Genomic DNA, 19943 nt, shown 5'->3' on the forward strand with positions numbered 1-19943 from the left:
AAAAATTGCAAAGTTACCAAGAACACTAACTATTTCCATAGATGATCCATCCATAGAACGTTCTAGTCTAGTTTTAGGGTATGATGGTTAGTAATATTTAAGATCAAATCTTCGGACTGTTGAAAAAGTCATAAGAAAGAGTGGAAGAAAGTTAAGATAAGAAATAAGATGTATTTTTTTGCTTAAATGAAGGTGTAAAGATGCAGGGTTATAAATCTGATCAAGAAGGTGTGAGCCTGATAGAGTTAGCTTAAGGTGCATGATACCTGATGATCATTTATTAGTGAGAATTCATGAAAGTAAAGAATTAGACTTGTCTTTTATCTATGAAATAACTAAAAAATGTTCGTGCATCAATTGAGCCTGTATTATTTTTTAAGATGCAAATAATATGTTACTTATATGGTATAAGATCAAATAGACGATTATGTCTTATATCGAACTGAGGTTACCGCTATCATTAGATATTGGTGCAACACCTACTAATGATGCTATTTGTTTGCGGTTCAATATGTCCCAAGTTCAGGTAACAAAGCTATAAGCTCATTAGATACTACTGTGCCTATACCACTAATAGTTTGCAGAGTCTCTTTCTTAGCCTGCAAGAGTTTATCTTTTGCTATTAAGTCATCTATTTCTTTAGTAATAGATGCAATTTGTTCTTCTAGTACTTCGATTATTTTAACACAACTAGACTTGATTAAATCAGCTCTTGGAGATTGAAACCTATTTTTTTCTGCAATCAACATTTGCTTGAGGTCGTTCCTACGTCCTACTAATTCATACAAGTTTAAAGCTTGCTTAGATTGTACTTTAAATAGCTCTAATCTTTCTGATCGTTCAAAACCATAAAGTGCCAAAGCTTTAGCGTCAAGACTGTCAGTTTTAGCTGCATTACCAAAAGACCTAATAAAGTTTTTAACTTTGCGAGTATTGGCTCTATGTACAGCAAAACCCTGATTGAAAAGCGTTAGTAATAGTTCCATTTCGTATCCACCTGTGGTTTCTAAAACACATAATCCAGAACTAATCTCTTTTTTGTAATCCTTGATAAAATCAGCTATTCCATTAGAGTTGTTATTATATTCTTTAGTTTCTTTTTTTCCATGAATAGTAACAACAAAATTGAATTTTCCTATATCAAGACCGATAAAATTATTATATAATAGCATAATACCTCGAAGACTTTTAATGTTTACGATTGTAAGCGGGAGTGCAAAGGCATCCCAATCAACTATTCAAACGTCTCGGGGATTTGGGCTAGAGTACCAGGATCTATACGATCTTAAAACCAATTGCTTCACGGTCGCTCACGCCTGCACAGCGATAGTCATTTATATTATTAATGACTATCGCTGTAACACCTCCTTATAAGTCAATATAAATAATAATTTATATTGACTTTAATATCTATTATATCATACTTTTTACTTACAATTGCTTACTTGTTAGTAATATTGAACTAACACAAAAAATAGATAACATGCAAACCATTCTAGGTATAGGTAAACTTACAGCTGTTGCTATATTGGCAGAATCTCCAGATTTAGATTTCTTTTAATAGTGCTAGGGAGTTTGCTGCTTATGCAGGACTTACAGCTAAACATAGAGTATCTGGTACATCAGTTAAGGGGAAAAGTGCTATATCAAAGATTGGTTCAGCTAAACTACGTAAAGCACTATACTTTCCTGCTATAGTAGCTAAAAATTATAACCCTATATTTAAACAATTTATCCAAAAGCTATCTAGTAAGGGTAAACCTACTAAGGCTATTATTGTTGCTATTATGCGTAAATTATTACATATTGTCTTTGGAGTAATTAAAAATAATTCTATCTTTAATCCTACAAAACTTACGCTATGTAAGGTTCTAAATAGCGTAAAGAGGGTGAACGTAACTGCTGTTGCATATAATGATCTAAAAGCCCTAACTTTATTTGATAAACCGTCTTACCTATTTTGTGTGCAGTTCTTTTTAGAAAAGCCCACACTAAAAATGCACAACTAATGTGATTACGCTGGATGCGTTGTTTTCTGCATTGGCATCGTTCTATACCGGTAAGTTGCTTGATTTCTCTATGCATGCTCTCAATTACCCAACGAAAGCCACACTCATCTTGTACGGCTTTAGAAGATTTTTGAGTTTTGTTATTGGTAACAATATAATCAACTCTGTTGGTAGAAACAGTAAGTTTAAACAAATTAACATGCTTATCTTTTGCAAAGCCCTTTATATGAATCTCCACTCCGCTCTTAATTTCCTCATCTGAAAACGTTAACTTGCTAACAGCTTTATAAGGCTTAGAAGAGGAAGTTTTAGTAACGTTTCTATTTGCTTTAATAGGAGCATAATAATATTTACCCAAGGAATCAACATGTTGCATAATTTTATGCGTAGCATACCATGTGTCAAAAAGCACAGTTTGAAAAGGAATCTTTTTGCTATACACAGCATTATTTAACATATTTAATAGGTGTTCTACTTTTGTCGCTCCATCATGTTCGGGCGAAAAAATTCGGTAATCTATTACCCAAAACTTATTAATATCCGGATTATAATATACCAAACTTACTACTCCTATACCAGTAGTAATACCACCTGTAGCCCCACTGTACTGTGATCTAGCAATTTCTATTTTCTTGGTATTTCTTTTATTTAACACCGTATCATCAAATATTGTATATCCGTTAGGCGATAAAATAACATCATCCTTAATATGTTCCCATAACAAAGAAGGTGTATATTTTTCATTTTTTAAAAATCTATTAATAACATCATGGCTACATTTTTTGGCATGTTCAGCATAGTAGGTCAAACTATAATTCTTTTGACTCACTATTAGAAATTGACAGTAATCTGTCCTATTAACTGGTATTGCTTGCAATTTTATCCTCTTGGCATTTGTAAATTATACTCAACATAATGTACCATTTTTTTTTCTCATAGCGTAAGTTTTGCCTATTTTAATCCTTGACTCTTAAGACAGTATCAGAACCCTAGTATACACTATGTGCATCAACTATTGATTGTGACTTTTAAATTACCCTATTGAACTTATATAAAATAATTATAGAAATATAAACGATTCAATGCTATAAGTGACTCATAATATAATCATGTTATGATTTGGAGAGGTGGCCGAGAGGCTGAAGGCGACGGTTTGCTAAACCGTTATACGGGTTAACCGTATCGAGGGTTCGAATCCCTCTCTCTCCGCCATTTTTGTACAAGTTGTTGTTTTTTCAAAAATATCGAACGGGAAACGTAGAGAGGTCTCAAGTTTTTTGCTCCTCAGTTTGAGGTTCTGAAATACGAAATTTATCATTTTGCGTTTTTGGGGCATTTCAGAACCTTTAAAAGTTTCATAGGCTTCAGATGCTAGAGTTATCAGCGTTGTAGTGGTATCAGTAAATTTATCGTCTGCTTCCTCATAAACTTTAATTAAACGAGCAATTTCATATAGGCGATCTTTTAATTGTTGTTTTTTTCTTTGAAATTCTTCTGTACTAAGTTCTCCATTGAGTCGCAAATCTATTAATGAATTTAATCTATTCTCATTTTCGGTATGTTCTTTCTTTAAAGCAGCTGTTGCTTGCCCATGCTCATCTTTCTTTAGCTCATTTGTGTTTTTTAAATAGGCTAGAGTCTCTTTTAGCTCTTCTTATACCTATTCTTTTAAAAACCTCTTCTACCTGCTTTAAAACCTCATCTTCTCTTACATAAATCTTTTTGTTTGGATTCTTTGTATCCCATGTACCTAAATAAGTCCATTCGTCCACTTTGCCATCTCTGAATATGTTTTGCTGTGAGTTTCAGCTGTTACAACTTTACCAGTTACTGCACAGGTGATTAATCCTCTAAAAAGAAAATCCTTACCACCATATTTAAAAGGCTTCTTCTTCCACCCTAAACGTACATCTTTACATGCCATAAAAGTCTCTTTTGTTATAATTGCTTGGTAACCATGTGACCACATCTCTCCTTTTACTCTCATTTCACCGTAATAAAATGGTTGTTGGATCATCCGATGCACTACTGTTTTATTGACGTAGCAATTGTTTTTGCTTCTAAGACCAAGCTTCTTAGCTTTTTCAGTCAAATAATTAAGAGTATACATTCCTGTTGCATATTCTTCAAAGAGTTTTTTTATGATAGAACCTCTTAAAGGATCGAGAATTACTATACTGTTTCCTCTTTCATCTCGACTATTTAGGTAACCAAGAGGAGCTGGTCCTATCCACTCTCCTTTACGCAATTTATGATCTAGGCTTCTTTTAACGTTATCACTTAAACTATCAACGTAAGATTGTGCCATCAATACGTTCATTCCCCACATTAGCTTTGCATGAGACTGAGAATCTTTATCTATTATATAACCTTCTGTTCTAAAATGTAATTCTATCTTACCAGCTTTTATTGGTTCTTCTAGTAATGAAATTTCTGAGATTCTTCTTTGTACTCGATCTACTTTATCAGCAACTATAGCAATTGTTTCTCTATGGCTTTTAGCAAATTTGATCATCTCTTTAAATTGTTTGCGATCACCTCTGCTTGAAGATTCAATAATTTCAAAAGTTTCGATAACTTCAAGATTTTTACGTTGGCAATATTCTACTAATCTATATTTTTGAGCTTCAATTGAATACCCTTCTTCTTGTTCTTTTGTTGAAACACGAACTAAAATTATTGATTTTGTTGCTTTGTCTGTCATATTTTTCCCTTTGATACAAGTATTATGCATTCAGAGATAGATTAAATACTGGATGAGTCAAGTTGAGTTTGCATTAAATTATCCAAGTAACCTCAGTATTAGAGCCAAGTGTCACATTTTTTTAGCATTAATAATTTTTGGTCAGAACGCCCTCGCTAAGCGAGGGCGTTCTGACTAAACTAACTTGCAGTAATTAAGGAGTACACCATGACTAATGATTTGTTAAACCATTCTAACGAAGGGCAATTGAGCGATCTACCTCAAAAAATGCTGGATTATATGAGGAAGTAATTAAGTCGATTGACCAATGGATAACTGTTAATTCTAGAGTGGATAGTTTATACTACAAAACTTACGCTATGTAAGGTTCTAAATAGCGTAAGTTTTGACTACTCTACGGGTTATATTTTGCAGTATGATCTTAAGAAGATAGAGGAATCACTGATATACTACACTAAAGCGATAGAACTTAATCCTGCTGATGGTATTAGTTATCTACATCAAGCTATAGCATTCAATATTTTAAAGCGACACGAAGAGGCTCTTCAATCATATAATAAACTAATTTCACTAGATGATAAGTATGAAGAAGCATGGATTGGAAGAGCTATAACCTTTGCTTTGCTTAATAGGTGTAAAGACGACTTATCAGATATTGATCATCTTTTAACACTGAATCCCAAAATAGTAACGGATTACTATCAAAAGCAAATCTACTGCTTAAACTTGAAAGATACCAAAAAGCACTAGAAGTTAGCCAATTTATCATAGATAAAGACGGTAATAATGTTGAGACTTGGCACATCAAAGCTATATCCTTACATTGGTTAGGAAAATTACAGCAAACCTTAGAATGTTATGATCAAGCTTTAGAGGTACTTGCTAAACTACAATCACAGAAGCTAGTTTAAACTCAAAACTCAGCATCATCGGATGGAAAATTGCCAATGAATTGAAACTTGTCCAAAAACAGCAAAAGGAGCATGCTCCAATCAAGCAAAGAGCTGATGAACATGTGGAAAATATAAAAAAGATACAAGCTCAAAAAGTGGATGAACATAAAATGTATCACAAAATTGCTGATAGTTTATCAAATTCACATCCAGAAAAAGTAAAATTGAAAAGATTTGCACAATTAATGGAAGAACAACATGTTGCCATAACCACTGGAACAGAGCTTGTTAAAAACCCGGATCGAGATAAAATTATAGAAGATAGAGTGAAATCTATGCAGAAAGATCCGGTTAAAGATAAAAAATCTAAACTAATTGCAGCAGTGAGATTTAATGCTAATACTACTAATAGATGTGTGATTGATTCATCGAACCCCACTCCTAACGTTACAGGTAAAAGAGGAACGTTAAAGGAAGATAATAAAAAATAAATAATTTTGGAGGATACTATTATGGCAAAGCAATATTAGTTAACCCCAGTTGCCAATTAATTTTGTATATCAAAAAGTTCTATAGGAAGCAAAGTTTTGATAGAAGGTTTGTTTTCTAGCAACTGATAATTGATTAGGCAGGATAGCATATGACTAAATGCATTTGTAACTGATCTATGTCTAGAATGCTCTAACTTATCAAGAAATTTAAGTTTGCCTATTACGGTTTCTATCAGAGTTCTTTTGAGCAACATAACCTTATCTATAATAGGGATTAATATATTTTTCATATTCTTTTTAACCCGAGTAATAAGTTGGATGCCTTTGTCATACAAATCATCAAATAATTCTTTAGATATATAACCGCGATCGCCAAAAACTTTGCCATATATACCAAATATCATTCCTTTAAGTCCTTTCCTATCATCCTTATTACCACTGCTGAAAGATACCTTTATCAGATTACCTTCGGAATCTATGATTAAATGTAACTTTAGTCCATAAAACCACCCCTTAGTGGTTTTTCCTCTTGCCGCTATTCCTTTAAAAACCTTATGTGAACTTATACGATAATTCTTACATACGGCTATACCTGTAGCATCTACAAAAGACAGACCTGTGCATTCAGCAAGCAAATGATTCAGTAATATTGCTAAATAAGGCATACTTCTACCTATCAATTTAGTAAAATGTTCATAACTAACAAGTTTAAAATCTTCTGTATAATTATGTAAGATTACTTGTTTGTAATAATGCTTAAAACAATCACAATATGAATCATAGTAACCAATTAATATGGTTAATACTTCGCTTATTGATAAATAATTACTTACACCAGGTTTAAATTTACTACTATTAATTGTAGGCAAATTATTTTCCAAATTCTTTATAAAATCGTCGACAAAACAGTAAATTGCGGTAAAATCTTTTTTCATAGGTTATTTTGTTATTGGTTGAAAAAGATAAAATAACCTATGTCCCTTTTAAAATCTACCTTTCATCTCTCCTATTTAATTGGCAACTGGGGTTATCTAGCTAGTGATCAAACAGCCCTTCGTACAGCCTTGAATCTCTACAATTATTCTTTGAAAAATTTGGACGCGATTGAGGAAGTACGAGAAGCTTGTGGTATGACAAAAGCAGTTCAAGGTGGTTATCATGCTATAGCTTCAGATATACAGGAAGCTTTACTTTGTGGTCAAGAGTCAGCACCACCAGTACTAGCATATCTGTGTTATCATGGTTATGGAATGAAAAAAGATATTGAGAAAGTCAAATTATTTATCCTGATAGGTGAAAATTTGGGCAATCCAACATGTGTCAATTTTATGTGTGGTCAAAATGATGATTCTCTTGATATAAAGGGTTTCCTGCAAAGCAAGCCTGTTTATTCTAGTAAGTTACAACAGAAAGCATTGCTGTATGCAACTGCTATCAATAACGGTATAAAAGCATAATATATACCAAGTGAAAATGAAATGTTGTCTGATGAGAAACTATGTGATGTTGACATGCATTTTAAATCAATAGATCCGGATCATACCTTAACAATTCTTGGGGACGATGCAGGAAGTAGTAGCTGTTGTTGTATGTAGAATCAATCCAAAAAATCATTAGCCCCTATGTCCATTTGACATAGGGGGTTTCAAGTTACAGGGAACATCAACAGTTACACAACATATGGCAAGCTATGTCGAAAGAGAATAATTACAGTGATTTGACAAGACTAGATATTCTTCTAGGTGAGCTTGGAAGTGTTAAAGAACGAGAAGAGAATTCATGGATCAAAAAAGCCCAAAATATATTGGACAGCATCAATATGCCGATGCTATTAATATCCTTGATAGGATTATATATGAATGTTCTGATATAGATTCCATACACTTTAATGCTTTATTCCGTAAGGCAGAATGTTTTAGTTTATTAAACAAATGGCAAAAAGCCTTGGAGTGTTTAGATCAAGCATATGTTCTTGATCCAAAGCACAAAAATATATGGGGTAGTCGAGCGACCTGTTTTCTTGGAATGGGACAGCATAAAAAAGCATTGGAGTATTGTGAGAAAGGGTTAATGTTAGATAATCCTGAATATGTTTGTTTTGTAATCAAAGCGGACTGTTTGGTGTACTTAAAAAAGTATGAAGAAGCGATAGAATATTACGATAAAAGTTTAGCTATAAAATCTTCTGAAGATTCGTTAAGAAATAAAACTTATTGCCTGATAAAGTTAGGTAAATTTGAAGAGGTATGTAATTTAGTAGACACAGTGTTAACACTGCCCCCTCAGTGTATAATTTCATTAGATTATAAAGCAGATTGTTTATTACAACTAAAGAAATATGAAGAAGCATTAGAATATTATGATAAGCGTTTGTTTTTAAAGTCTTCTGTAACTGCATTAAAAAATAAAGCATTTTGTTTATGTGTTATAGGAAAGTATGAAGAAGCACTTAAGTGTTGTGATGAAATAACAGAATTAGATCCCAATTATAAAAGCGATACAATTTTAGATTGTAGAATATTTGTGCTTTGTAGCTTAAAAAGATATGATGAGGCTATTCATTGTCATAATGCAAAACGAATAATAAATATTAATGATAGGAATAGTAGTCAAAACTTACGCTATGAGAAAAAAAATGGTACATTATGTTGAGTATAATTTACAAATGCCAAGAGGATAAAATTGCAAGCAATACCAGTTAATAGGACAGATTACTGTCAATTTCTAATAGTGAGTCAAAAGAATTATAGTTTGACCTACTATGCTGAACATGCCAAAAAATGTAGCCATGATGTTATTAATAGATTTTTAAAAAATGAAAAATATACACCTTCTTTGTTATGGGAACATATTAAGGATGATGTTATTTTATCGCCTAACGGATATACAATATTTGATGATACGGTGTTAAATAAAAGAAATACCAAGAAAATAGAAATTGCTAGATCACAGTACAGTGGGGCTACAGGTGGTATTACTACTGGTATAGGAGTAGTAAGTTTGGTATATTATAATCCGGATATTAATAAGTTTTGGGTAATAGATTACCGAATTTTTTCGCCCGAACATGATGGAGCGACAAAAGTAGAACACCTATTAAATATGTTAAATAATGCTGTGTATAGCAAAAAGATTCCTTTTCAAACTGTGCTTTTTGACACATGGTATGCTACGCATAAAATTATGCAACATGTTGATTCCTTGGGTAAATATTATTATGCTCCTATTAAAGCAAATAGAAACGTTACTAAAACTTCCTCTTCTAAGCCTTATAAAGCTGTTAGCAAGTTAACGTTTTCAGATGAGGAAATTAAGAGCGGAGTGGAGATTCATATAAAGGGCTTTGCAAAAGATAAGCATGTTAATTTGTTTAAACTTACTGTTTCTACCAACAGAGTTGATTATATTGTTACCAATAACAAAACTCAAAAATCTTCTAAAGCCGTACAAGATGAGTGTGGCTTTCGTTGGGTAATTGAGAGCATGCATAGAGAAATCAAGCAACTTACCGGTATAGAACGATGCCAATGCAGAAAACAACGCATCCAGCGTAATCACATTAGTTGTGCATTTCACCCTCTTTACGCTATTTAGAACCTTACATAGCGTAAGTTTTGTAGTTTAAGTATCGAAGCATTATCTTTACAAAAATCTGGTAAGCACAAAGAAGCCATAAAATTTCTAAAAAGTATCCTTAAGTTTGATCCAACAAATAAACAAATTGAATTAAGTTTAGTTCTTTCACAAGTTATTTATCAAAACTTACGCTATGTAAGGTTCTAAATAGCGTAAAGAGGGTGAACGTAACTGCTGTTGCATATAATGATCTAAAAGCCCTAACTTTATTTGATAAACCGTCTTACCTATTTTGTGTGCAGTTCTTTTTAGAAAAGCCCACACTAAAAATGCACAACTAATGTGATTACGCTGGATGCGTTGTTTTCTGCATTGGCATCGTTCTATACCGGTAAGTTGCTTGATTTCTCTATGCATGCTCTCAATTACCCAACGAAAGCCACACTCATCTTGTACGGCTTTAGAAGATTTTTGAGTTTTGTTATTGGTAACAATATAATCAACTCTGTTGGTAGAAACAGTAAGTTTAAACAAATTAACATGCTTATCTTTTGCAAAGCCCTTTATATGAATCTCCACTCCGCTCTTAATTTCCTCATCTGAAAACGTTAACTTGCTAACAGCTTTATAAGGCTTAGAAGAGGAAGTTTTAGTAACGTTTCTATTTGCTTTAATAGGAGCATAATAATATTTACCCAAGGAATCAACATGTTGCATAATTTTATACGTAGCATACCATGTGTCAAAAAGCACAGTTTGAAAAGGAATCTTTTTGCTATACACAGCATTATTTAACATATTTAATAGGTGTTCTACTTTTGTCGCTCCATCATGTTCGGGCGAAAAAATTCGGTAATCTATTACCCAAAACTTATTAATATCCGGATTATAATATACCAAACTTACTACTCCTATACCAGTAGTAATACCACCTGTAGCCCCACTGTACTGTGATCTAGCAATTTCTATTTTCTTGGTATTTCTTTTATTTAACACCGTATCATCAAATATTGTATATCCGTTAGGCGATAAAATAACATCATCCTTAATATGTTCCCATAACAAAGAAGGTGTATATTTTTCATTTTTTAAAAATCTATTAATAACATCATGGCTACATTTTTTGGCATGTTCAGCATAGTAGGTCAAACTATAATTCTTTTGACTCACTATTAGAAATTGACAGTAATCTGTCCTATTAACTGGTATTGCTTGCAATTTTATCCTCTTGGCATTTGTAACAAAACTTACGCTATGTAAGGTTCTAAATAGCGTAAAGAGGGTGAACGTAACTGCTGTTGCATATAATGATCTAAAAGCCCTAACTTTATTTGATAAACCGTCTTACCTATTTTGTGTGCAGTTCTTTTTAGAAAAGCCCACACTAAAAATGCACAACTAATGTGATTACGCTGGATGCGTTGTTTTCTGCATTGGCATCGTTCTATACCGGTAAGTTGCTTGATTTCTCTATGCATGCTCTCAATTACCCAACGAAAGCCACACTCATCTTGTACGGCTTTAGAAGATTTTTGAGTTTTGTTATTGGTAACAATATAATCAACTCTGTTGGTAGAAACAGTAAGTTTAAACAAATTAACATGCTTATCTTTTGCAAAGCCCTTTATATGAATCTCCACTCCGCTCTTAATTTCCTCATCTGAAAACGTTAACTTGCTAACAGCTTTATAAGGCTTAGAAGAGGAAGTTTTAGTAACGTTTCTATTTGCTTTAATAGGAGCATAATAATATTTACCCAAGGAATCAACATGTTGCATAATTTTATGCGTAGCATACCATGTGTCAAAAAGCACAGTTTGAAAAGGAATCTTTTTGCTATACACAGCATTATTTAACATATTTAATAGGTGTTCTACTTTTGTCGCTCCATCATGTTCGGGCGAAAAAATTCGGTAATCTATTACCCAAAACTTATTAATATCCGGATTATAATATACCAAACTTACTACTCCTATACCAGTAGTAATACCACCTGTAGCCCCACTGTACTGTGATCTAGCAATTTCTATTTTCTTGGTATTTCTTTTATTTAACACCGTATCATCAAATATTGTATATCCGTTAGGCGATAAAATAACATCATCCTTAATATGTTCCCATAACAAAGAAGGTGTATATTTTTCATTTTTTAAAAATCTATTAATAACATCATGGCTACATTTTTTGGCATGTTCAGCATAGTAGGTCAAACTATAATTCTTTTGACTCACTATTAGAAATTGACAGTAATCTGTCCTATTAACTGGTATTGCTTGCAATTTTATCCTCTTGGCATTTGTAAATTATACTCAACATAATGTACCATTTTTTTTCTCATAGCGTAAGTTTTGTTATTTAACCCGAGTTGCCAATTAATTTATAAGAGCAGAGCTAGGTTTTATGAACATTTGAAGTTAATTTGTAACATTAAAACACTTAATAAAAACTATATTTTTTAGAAATATGTTTGTATTAAAAATGTTTTAGTATCGAGCCTCACATGAAACCAGCGTTAAATATAGCTTTTGCCAGTATAATTAATTGGCAACTCGGGTTATTTAACGAACGAAGGCAAAATAGATGAAGCGTTAATTGCAATTGACAATGTTCTTGAATTTATGATAATAATGTAGTTATGATATTTAAAGCATATATTTTAAACATTATTGGTAAATATGTAGAAGCAATTAAATGCTGTGATAATGTAATTAATAAAGATCAGAATTCTATAGAGGCTTGGGAAATAAAAGCTAAAGCGTGCTTCTATCTAGGAGATGAAGAAGGGTCAAAAAACATACATAATATCATTAAATCTAAATATGACTCTAAGCTAGAATCTTCAAAAGAACAAAAACAAAATAACAATAATCAGTTAGTGGTATTACAATTTCCAACTAATGTTAGAGATGAATAATTAAGTGCAGTCAATCCCCTGTCAAATTGACATAGGGGATTTTTAAACAGTTATATCCAATTATAAATAACATAACAACGAGATTTAAACAACTATGAGCAAATTTGTACGAGCAGATGGCAGAGTTATCTATCCTTAAACCAGTCTCACTAGAGAACAACAAAAAGCTGTGGGATTACTTTCAATAGGAACGTTCCTAGAGTATTTTGATCTGATGCTTTATGTACATATGGCTGTATTGTTGAATGAGCTGTTTTTTGAACCTGCTGATCCTCATACAGCTTCTTTAATGACGGCTTTTGCCTTTTGTTCTACTTATGTTTTAAGACCAGTAGGAGCTTTAATTTTTGGGTGGATAGGTGATAATATCGGTCGTAAAGCAACTGTTATCATCACAACTCTTATGATGTCTTTGTCCTGTTTTGTAATGGCAAATCTTCCAACTTATGCTCAAATTGGTATTAGTGCTTCTTATGTGGTTACTGTATGCCGCACAGTACAAGGGATGTCTTCTATGGGAGAAGTAGTAGGAGCTGAACTGTACTTAACAGAACTAATAAAGCCTCCTATGCAATATCCAGTGGTCGCATTTTTATCTATTGCTATTAGTGTAGGTACTACTGTTGCTCTAGGTGTTGGAACTCTTGCTATGTCAATTGGATTGAACTGGCGTATGGCATTTTGGTTTGGTGCAGGAGTTGCAATTATTGGTGTACTTGCTAGAACGACCCTTCGAGAAACACCAGAATTTGCTAATGCGAAACGTCGTGTAAAACAAAATATAAAACTAGTCATCAATACTGATGCATTTGAAAAAACTCTTATTTGGAACAAAAAGGTAAATATAAAAACGGCATTGTCCAATTTTGCTTTAATATCTACTTGGCCAGTATGGTTTTATATAACTTATGTATATAGTAGTAGTATTCTTAAGAATATATTTAAATATACTACTGAGCAAATTATTAGTCATAATTTGGGCGTGTCTATGATATCTATGTTAAATGCTATGCTATTAACTTACTTATCTTATAAAATAAATCCTTTAAAAATTCTTAAAATAAGATTGATAGTTTTCGCTGTAGTTATTTTACCTTGTCCTTATTTATTGAATAATCTTACCAATGTTTCTGAATTGTTCTTATTTCAGTTAATTGTAATTCTTTTAGGTCCTACCGGATTTCCAGCAGTTCCTATCCTTTATAAGCATTTTCCTGTATTTAAACGCTTCACATACTCTACTGTCATCTATGCTTTGTCACGTGCTTTAATATACGTTATAACCTCTTTTGGACTTGTATATTTAGTTGAATATTTTACTCATTGGGGCTTATTAGTAATTATAATTCCAGCACTTACTATATATTATTATGGCAGAAATCACTTTGAGAAATTAGAAGTGGAAGCTTCAAATCGTTAGATAAAATAACTTTTTGAAGAAGCTGCTCTTTATTAAGGGTACGTAGACACAGTTGATAAAAATGTTTTTCGGCATTTAATATTCCAAGATATACAGCAAGAATTACAAAATATTCCATAGTCTCCTGCACTATCTTCTTAGCTTTTTCAGGAGATTTAGCCCCTATGGTTTGCGTATTATGAACCCGATCAAATAATTTAATCAATGCCACATCATATTTTTCTTGTTGAACTAATATATCTAATATTTCCGCCGAGCTAATCTTTCCGTGAGGCTTGTTCCTGCTTAAATCTTCTACTTGACTAGCAACTTGATCCCCAAAGATATAGGAATCATCTTTTCGTTAAGTGTTGTATCCTCGATGGTATCATGCAGTATGCTGGTAACAATAATGTCAGTGCGGTAAAGATAATCAGAGATCATATACGCTACCTCTAGTGGATGGGAGTAATAAGGCTCTCCTGACTGCCGCATTTGGCTGCCATGATATTTCTTAGCATAATATATGCCTTTCCTTACTTCTTCCAAATCTATAGACCGATTCACTTCCTGATTCATTTGATAAAGTTTATTCATCAACCTATCAGAATATTCACAAGATTGATATTTTGACTGCCAACAATTTATATTTTCCATAAAAATATCATTTTAAATTATATTATATAGTATAACACTATTATTAGAAATAATAGTAATAATACTTAAATTTATAATATAATTATTTAGTTGTAAACATAAACTTTATATTTACTAAATATTAACTACTAATAATCAAAATATCAGGATAAAACAAACTAGCTGTCTTCACAGTCTCCATTTTACCGCGTAATTTAGTATACAAGTTAAACGAAAAGTTAGAATATTACTAGGAATTTATTATATTTTTTTTGAAAAAGATGAATATTTTTGCATTTTTTTGTTGTATAAATAGACAGCTACTCCCTATTACATTCATGTAGTCCATAATAAACTATTAAACTAAAATGTCACTACTAAATTATCTATAGCTATAATTTTAAAAAACTGAACAAAATGTTTAGATAGGTGCTGATTTAAGGTTATAGAAAATCTAGCAATTGCACTATTGTAGGGGCTAAGCTAGGTAATAGTACTTCTTTAATGGTATTTCAGGAGTATACTATACAAATTTACGATGTTTTATCAAGGAAAATAGAATGGCAAGAAAAAACCAATACATAAAGCAAGTTGATCAACTGATTGGAGGAAAAATTTCTTCTCTGAGATTGGCAAAAGGTTACGCACGGCAACAACTTGCTGATTTAATTGAAGTAACCCATCAACAATTACAAAAATATGAAAAAGGCATTAATAGAATATCCACAGGTAGATTAATGCTTATTGCCAAAGCATTAGATAAAAATATTGATTATTTTCTTGAAGGGTTGGGAAATACAGGTAGTGCTGAACCAGTACTTACCCAACACCAACTTATATGTATTGAAGTATCAAGAAATTTTATGAAAATTCGTAATCCAAAACATCAACAAGCAGTTAATACATTAGTACATTCACTTATAATACAAGAAACGTCTGAGTAATTTTATCAATTTTTAAGAGCAAAAGAATATAACGATTACTTGAACTGTGTGTAATTTAATAAAGAAAAATTGTTTGTTTCAGGTTTGTATAATCAATCCGTCTATCCAAATGGGTGAAGTTTTTGTTGATGCCGATAGACCAGCCTAGCTGCCAAGCAAGTGAGATAAGGTTTCCCTTTAATGGTATTGTCTGAAGTAGCTACATCAATAGCACAGCAGCCGGTAAAGCCATAACGTGGATAGTCGTAGATGTGGAAAGAGTTTGGCACACCGCCGATTTTACGGTTGTATTCTTTAGAACGACAGGTTGAGGTAAGCTTCATGGGACAGTTAAATTTGCTACGCAAAACAACTAATTTTTCAGCAAAACCTGCAGCTAAAATGATTTGACCAGTTTGCCTGCAAGCTAGTTCTTGGTGAGTAAAGTATGGTATGTAGTATTTGTTGTTCATACTATTATTATTTATTTAAGTAATATTATCTTTACGCCTTCCCACAAGGTTACAGCTGCTGTCCCTATGGTTACTGAAATTACAGCTCGTATCAGCATGTGACTTGATTCTTCCGAGCGTTTGCGAAGTTTCCTTAAAAAATGAAAATCACATTGTACTTCTTGTTGGTTGTCCATATCTGCACCAAAGGACTTTAATGCACTTATCACGCCTTTCTCTATGGCTTTTTCAAGATGTACCTCTATACTTAATAATATTTCTTGTAAATTGTAATCAGGTTTTGCCCCCCTATTGTAATAGACCTCTTTCGAAACTCTACTTCTGCTGGCGATTTGTACGTCGATGCGGTACTCGAATCCTCACGTACATTAGAGTACGCTGCGGTTCTGCGTTCCGCGTCTCCTTCAAATCCCTCAGCATAAGCGAGTTTCGAAAGAGGTCTAATGAACTATTGCCCCCCTAACCACATTAAGAATTAGTTAATTTAGGCACTTTTTAATTTAAATTCTAATCGAATCTAAATTAAAATTTAGATAATATTGATATACAAAAAGTGATTGATAATCATCAGAATATCATGCTCATAGGTGGTTCTGGTTCTGCAAAAACTCATCTAGCAATTGGCTTAGCGTTCACTGCAATTGAAAGAAATTACAGGGTAAGATTTTATACTTTAAATGAATTAGCTAGCCAATTGCTTAATGCTAAAACGCATAATTATGAAAGCAAATTCATCGATTCAGTTAAGAGATTCCATCTGATTGTAGTAGATGAATTAGGTTATGTACCAATAAAAGTGGATGCTAGATTCCTGTTATTTGAGGTATTTGCTAAATTATATGAGCAGTCTTCGCTTATTATCACTACCCATTTGAGATTTGAAGAATGGGGTGATATATTTGGTAATGCTAAAGCAACAAAAGTAATGATCGATAGATTGACACATCATTGTCACATCATAGAAACTGGTAATAAAAGTTTTAGAGGAGGAAAAGATGTAAATTAGCAAAAAGTATAATTGAAAATCACTAATTGAGTGTAACTAAATATTATCTAAATTTTAATTTAGATTCGATTAGAATTTAAATTAAAAAGTGCCTAAATTAACTAATTTTTAATGTGGTTAGGGGGGCAATAGTTCATTACAATAGGGGGGCAAAACCTGATTACAATTTACAATGTGCTACTACTGGTCGTGTGATCACTGCTGATACTAAGAAAAAGACTTATACTAATGATGGTACAGCAGAGTGGATATATTTACTAGGATGGCATCCTGATAACCCTAATAAAAGGATATACGTGAAAGAAGAAATAATACTACAAGAAGTTGAGCAAGTACTAGCAACACTCCATTTAGAGCCTGAATTGTTAGCTGAAGTAATTGGTTATATTAAAAACTCAACAAAAATAGAGCAAGGTTTTTATAAAATGCGTATAGGAGAGCTACATACTGAACATACTAAGATTAAAACTCGTATGGATAGGTTAACTGATTTATTTTTAGACGGTGATATTAGCAAGGAAGATCATGAAGAAAAACGTCAGCAATTAATACAAAAACGTGAAGATATCATGAGAGAACTAGAAAGCCATAATTATGCTGATGATGAATTTTCAGAACTATTGATTAACCTAGTAGAACTGGCTTCTAGAGCGTTAGAAACCTTTAAAGGTTCGAATATTGAGAAAAAACGCAAATTGTTAAATCTTGTATTTTCGAACCTAAAATTAAAAGACGGAAAGCTAGACTTTATGCTACGTCCACCGTTTGACGCATTCGTAAAATGCACTAAAATCGGAGAATGGCTGGGGCGGATGGATTCGAACCACCGAATGACGATACCAAAAACCGTTGCCTTACCACTTGGCTACGCCCCATCATTAAATACTAGTGTATAAGTGTACACTTAATATACACAGAGCTTATAACAACAAACATTTCTTGAGTCAAATATTCTTTTTAATTTGACTATTCTTAATACGATTTTTATTGGTATTGTAGACACAAAATTAGCTTTTTGAACAGGCTAAAAGAATAATTTTTATAAAAAATTATAACATCTTTTCTAATATGTGTTAGAATCCGATATAGGTAAGCAATTATTTAAAACTAATGGATAAGCTGTTAAATTCTGTTCAAGAATATATTAAGTCTGGTGAATATTTTGTTGATGCGAAAAGATGGTATAATTTTGAATATATATATCCACTTGTACACAGAACATTTTTGTTGATATTTAGTGTAGTTCTTTTTGTATTATTTCTAAGTGTGGTGATTAATTTTGAGACTTTATTACCAGTAAAGCGTCAGGTAAGATACGCAATTAGTGCTAAATCCCTTAAAAGTGCAACAATAACTAACGCTAATCATATTAAGCATAATGCAATTAATTCTATTGCAGATATTATGATTAGAAATTACGTTATACATAGAGAATCATATGACTATGATTTACTTCGTCCTCAGTATATATTTATGCAAAATAATTCTACGCGTATAATATTTAGACAATTTGCCAATTTTATGAATATTGACAATCCATTGTCTCCAGTTATGCGTTACCAAAAGTCCTTAAAGCGTTCTGTTAATATATCATCAGTGGTTTATCATAAAAATAATAAGGCTGAAGTTACATTTACATCTTTGGCAAAAAACGCTTCTAATGATATTTTAGAAAATATGGTGTGGCAAGCTACAATAAATTTTGAAATAGATGCAATTAATATACATCTACCGCCTAACTCAAGATTTAATTTTGCTGTCACTGGTTACAAACTTAAGTTAATAGAAGATAAAAGTAAAAAAATAAGATGAAGCAACTAATAATATTTTTTGTAGTAGTATTTTTTGTAAATACTGCGTTAGCCGTTAGGGAATCTAGACCAATGCCGATTGATAGTAGAATCAGGGTAATGGTTTATAGTCCTGATGATGTATTTAAGTTTACTGGATATTATGGTTATCAGGCTAGTATAGAGCTAGCAAAAGATGAAGAAATAGTTAGTATTTCCATGGGAGATACCACTTCTTGGCAAATAGTACCAGCGGGGCATAGGATCTTCATTAAACCGATGGAACAAGATGCTACAACTAATATGACGCTTATTACTAATAAGCGAACTTACTTTTTTGAACTATATGCTACAGAAGCCTTAGATATGAGAGATCCAGATATGGTTTTTAATTTAAGGTTTATTTATCCTGATGATGAGGATTCTGGAGATCACGTACAAAATTACGTTACATCTTCAGCTAACCTTGATTTATCACACCCTGAAAAATATAATTTTAATTATTCCATAAGTGGTAATGAATCGATTGCACCAATTAAAATTTTTGATGATGGAGTGTATACTTACCTACAATTCAGAGATAAAAATGCTGAGTTACCAGCTATTTTTGCAGTTGATGAAGCTCTTAGAGAGTCGATGGTAAATTATAGACTCTCACAAGATAACGCTAATATGGTGATTATTGAACAAGTATTTCACAAGCTGTCAATACGTCATGGTAAAAAAATAGTATGTGTGTTTAATGAAGCATTTAAGCCGTATTAAAAGGTGTGCACACAAGTTATTAAGAGTCTAAACTTCTATTAGCGAGGAGCGTACAAAGTTTCATGTGTCATTGCGAGGAGCTACTTTAGTGGCGACGAAGTAATCCATAAAGTAATTAGAAATGGATTGCTTCGTAGGGCTTACGCCTACTCGCAATGACGTTGGGGTTAACCATATGCAGGAAGTATATTAGACCTCTTTCGAAACTCGCTTATGCTGAGGGATTTGATGAAGGAGACGCGGAACGCAGAACCGCAGCGTACTCTAATGTACGTGAGGATTCGAGTACCGCATCGACGTACAAATCACCAGCAGAAGTAGAGTTTCAAAGGAGGTCTATTAATAAAATTAAGTAACAATGTTT

General features: G+C 32.5%; 21 protein-coding genes, 2 tRNA genes and 1 pseudogene. 14 read left to right on the top strand and 10 right to left on the bottom strand.

Annotated elements, in window-relative coordinates:
* Window positions 1-506 precede the first annotated feature (506 nt).
* Complete coding sequence (locus AAGD19_RS06800) at window positions 507-1172, bottom strand: IS110 family transposase (protein ID WP_341747685.1); 666 nt, start codon at window positions 1170-1172, stop codon at window positions 507-509.
* Window positions 1173-1550: 378 nt separating this feature from the next.
* Between AAGD19_RS06800 and AAGD19_RS07560 the strand changes: the two are divergent.
* A pseudogene (locus tag AAGD19_RS07560) lies at window positions 1551-1679 on the top strand (transposase); the annotation flags it as partial.
* A 175-nt stretch (window positions 1680-1854) separates the two neighbouring features.
* On the opposite strand, the gene AAGD19_RS06805 reads toward AAGD19_RS07560, so the two are convergent.
* The gene (locus tag AAGD19_RS06805; protein ID WP_341747233.1) at window positions 1855-2838 is read right to left on the bottom strand and encodes a transposase; all 984 of its coding nucleotides are present in this window, start codon (window positions 2836-2838) and stop codon (window positions 1855-1857) included.
* 292 nt (window positions 2839-3130) lie between these two features.
* On the opposite strand from AAGD19_RS06805, the gene AAGD19_RS06810 reads away from it, so the two are divergent.
* Window positions 3131-3221, top strand: a tRNA-Ser gene (locus tag AAGD19_RS06810).
* 398 nt (window positions 3222-3619) lie between these two features.
* Here AAGD19_RS06810 and AAGD19_RS06815 read toward each other — a convergent pair.
* Both AAGD19_RS06815 and AAGD19_RS06820 read right to left on the bottom strand, forming a co-directional pair.
* Complete coding sequence (locus AAGD19_RS06815) at window positions 3620-3781, bottom strand: hypothetical protein (protein ID WP_341747686.1); 162 nt, start codon at window positions 3779-3781, stop codon at window positions 3620-3622.
* Window positions 3760-4713 (bottom strand): recombinase family protein, encoded by a 954-nt coding sequence (locus AAGD19_RS06820; protein ID WP_341747687.1) that lies wholly within the window; start codon window positions 4711-4713, stop codon window positions 3760-3762. Before AAGD19_RS06820 ends, AAGD19_RS06815 begins: the two co-directional genes overlap by 22 nt.
* 408 nt (window positions 4714-5121) lie before the next feature.
* Here AAGD19_RS06820 and AAGD19_RS06825 point away from each other — a divergent pair, with 408 nt between their 5' ends.
* Both AAGD19_RS06825 and AAGD19_RS06830 read left to right on the top strand, forming a co-directional pair.
* Window positions 5122-5463: a hypothetical protein gene (locus AAGD19_RS06825; RefSeq protein WP_341747688.1), complete on the top strand. Its 342-nt coding sequence runs from the start codon at window positions 5122-5124 to the stop codon at window positions 5461-5463.
* Between the two features lie 202 nt (window positions 5464-5665).
* Window positions 5666-6097: a hypothetical protein gene (locus AAGD19_RS06830; protein WP_341747689.1), complete on the top strand. Its 432-nt coding sequence runs from the start codon at window positions 5666-5668 to the stop codon at window positions 6095-6097.
* Between the two features lie 56 nt (window positions 6098-6153).
* Here the strand turns inward: AAGD19_RS06830 and AAGD19_RS06835 are convergent, their stop codons facing one another.
* Window positions 6154-7032: an IS982 family transposase gene (locus AAGD19_RS06835; protein ID WP_341747213.1), complete on the bottom strand. Its 879-nt coding sequence runs from the start codon at window positions 7030-7032 to the stop codon at window positions 6154-6156.
* Between the two features lie 39 nt (window positions 7033-7071).
* On the opposite strand from AAGD19_RS06835, the gene AAGD19_RS06840 reads away from it, so the two are divergent.
* The 3 genes from AAGD19_RS06840 to AAGD19_RS06850 all read left to right on the top strand — a co-directional run bounded on the left by AAGD19_RS06840 (window position 7072) and on the right by AAGD19_RS06850 (window position 9691).
* Window positions 7072-7554 (top strand): hypothetical protein, encoded by a 483-nt coding sequence (locus AAGD19_RS06840; RefSeq protein ID WP_341747690.1) that lies wholly within the window; start codon window positions 7072-7074, stop codon window positions 7552-7554.
* Between the two features lie 322 nt (window positions 7555-7876).
* Window positions 7877-8749: a tetratricopeptide repeat protein gene (locus AAGD19_RS06845; RefSeq protein WP_341747691.1), complete on the top strand. Its 873-nt coding sequence runs from the start codon at window positions 7877-7879 to the stop codon at window positions 8747-8749.
* 30 nt (window positions 8750-8779) lie between these two features.
* A complete protein-coding gene (locus tag AAGD19_RS06850) occupies window positions 8780-9691 on the top strand; it encodes a transposase (RefSeq protein WP_341747692.1) in 912 nt (303 codons plus the stop codon).
* Window positions 9692-9859: 168 nt separating this feature from the next.
* Here the strand turns inward: AAGD19_RS06850 and AAGD19_RS06855 are convergent, their stop codons facing one another.
* Both AAGD19_RS06855 and AAGD19_RS06860 read right to left on the bottom strand, forming a co-directional pair.
* Complete coding sequence (locus AAGD19_RS06855) at window positions 9860-10843, bottom strand: transposase (protein ID WP_341747628.1); 984 nt, start codon at window positions 10841-10843, stop codon at window positions 9860-9862.
* A 77-nt stretch (window positions 10844-10920) separates the two neighbouring features.
* Window positions 10921-11904, bottom strand: a complete 984-nt coding sequence (locus tag AAGD19_RS06860; protein WP_341747233.1) for a transposase — start codon at window positions 11902-11904, stop codon at window positions 10921-10923.
* 404 nt (window positions 11905-12308) lie between these two features.
* Between AAGD19_RS06860 and AAGD19_RS06865 the strand changes: the two genes are divergently transcribed.
* Window positions 12309-12587 carry a hypothetical protein gene (locus AAGD19_RS06865; RefSeq protein ID WP_341747693.1) on the top strand — a complete coding sequence of 93 codons (279 nt, stop codon included), beginning with the start codon at window positions 12309-12311 and terminating at the stop codon, window positions 12585-12587.
* Between the two features lie 169 nt (window positions 12588-12756).
* Window positions 12757-14007, top strand: a complete 1251-nt coding sequence (locus AAGD19_RS06870; RefSeq protein ID WP_341747694.1) for an MFS transporter — start codon at window positions 12757-12759, stop codon at window positions 14005-14007.
* Window positions 14008-14301: 294 nt separating this feature from the next.
* On the opposite strand, the gene AAGD19_RS06875 is transcribed toward AAGD19_RS06870, so the two are convergent.
* Window positions 14302-14643: an HD domain-containing protein gene (locus AAGD19_RS06875; RefSeq protein ID WP_341747695.1), complete on the bottom strand. Its 342-nt coding sequence runs from the start codon at window positions 14641-14643 to the stop codon at window positions 14302-14304.
* A gap of 539 nt (window positions 14644-15182) precedes the next feature.
* Here AAGD19_RS06875 and AAGD19_RS06880 point away from each other — a divergent pair.
* Window positions 15183-15566, top strand: a complete 384-nt coding sequence (locus tag AAGD19_RS06880; protein WP_341747696.1) for a helix-turn-helix transcriptional regulator — start codon at window positions 15183-15185, stop codon at window positions 15564-15566.
* Between the two features lie 101 nt (window positions 15567-15667).
* Here the strand turns inward: AAGD19_RS06880 and AAGD19_RS06885 are convergent, their stop codons facing one another.
* A complete protein-coding gene (locus AAGD19_RS06885; RefSeq protein ID WP_341747697.1) occupies window positions 15668-16018 on the bottom strand; it encodes a D-Ala-D-Ala carboxypeptidase family metallohydrolase in 351 nt (116 codons plus the stop codon).
* 553 nt (window positions 16019-16571) lie between these two features.
* On the opposite strand from AAGD19_RS06885, the gene AAGD19_RS06895 reads away from it, so the two are divergent.
* Window positions 16572-17024, top strand: coding sequence for an ATP-binding protein (locus AAGD19_RS06895; RefSeq protein ID WP_341747698.1), 453 nt, complete (start codon window positions 16572-16574; stop codon window positions 17022-17024).
* An 800-nt stretch (window positions 17025-17824) separates the two neighbouring features.
* Here the strand turns inward: AAGD19_RS06895 and AAGD19_RS06900 are convergent.
* Window positions 17825-17899 (bottom strand) — tRNA-Gln (locus AAGD19_RS06900).
* A 235-nt stretch (window positions 17900-18134) separates the two neighbouring features.
* Between AAGD19_RS06900 and AAGD19_RS06905 the strand changes: the two genes are divergently transcribed.
* The 3 genes from AAGD19_RS06905 to AAGD19_RS06915 all read left to right on the top strand — a co-directional run bounded on the left by AAGD19_RS06905 (window position 18135) and on the right by AAGD19_RS06915 (window position 19935).
* The gene (locus AAGD19_RS06905; protein ID WP_341747699.1) at window positions 18135-18836 is read left to right on the top strand and encodes a VirB8/TrbF family protein; all 702 of its coding nucleotides are present in this window, start codon (window positions 18135-18137) and stop codon (window positions 18834-18836) included.
* Window positions 18833-19579, top strand: a complete 747-nt coding sequence (gene virB9 / locus AAGD19_RS06910) for a P-type conjugative transfer protein VirB9 (protein ID WP_341747700.1) — start codon at window positions 18833-18835, stop codon at window positions 19577-19579. Before AAGD19_RS06905 ends, virB9 begins: the two co-directional genes overlap by 4 nt.
* Before the next feature lie 155 nt (window positions 19580-19734).
* Window positions 19735-19935, top strand: coding sequence for a palindromic element RPE1 domain-containing protein (locus AAGD19_RS06915; RefSeq protein ID WP_341747701.1), 201 nt, complete (start codon window positions 19735-19737; stop codon window positions 19933-19935).
* The last annotated feature ends 8 nt before the right edge of the window (window positions 19936-19943 follow it).

The sequence above is a fragment of the Candidatus Tisiphia endosymbiont of Dascillus cervinus genome, from assembly GCF_964026405.1.
Classification (GTDB): domain Bacteria; phylum Pseudomonadota; class Alphaproteobacteria; order Rickettsiales; family Rickettsiaceae; genus Tisiphia.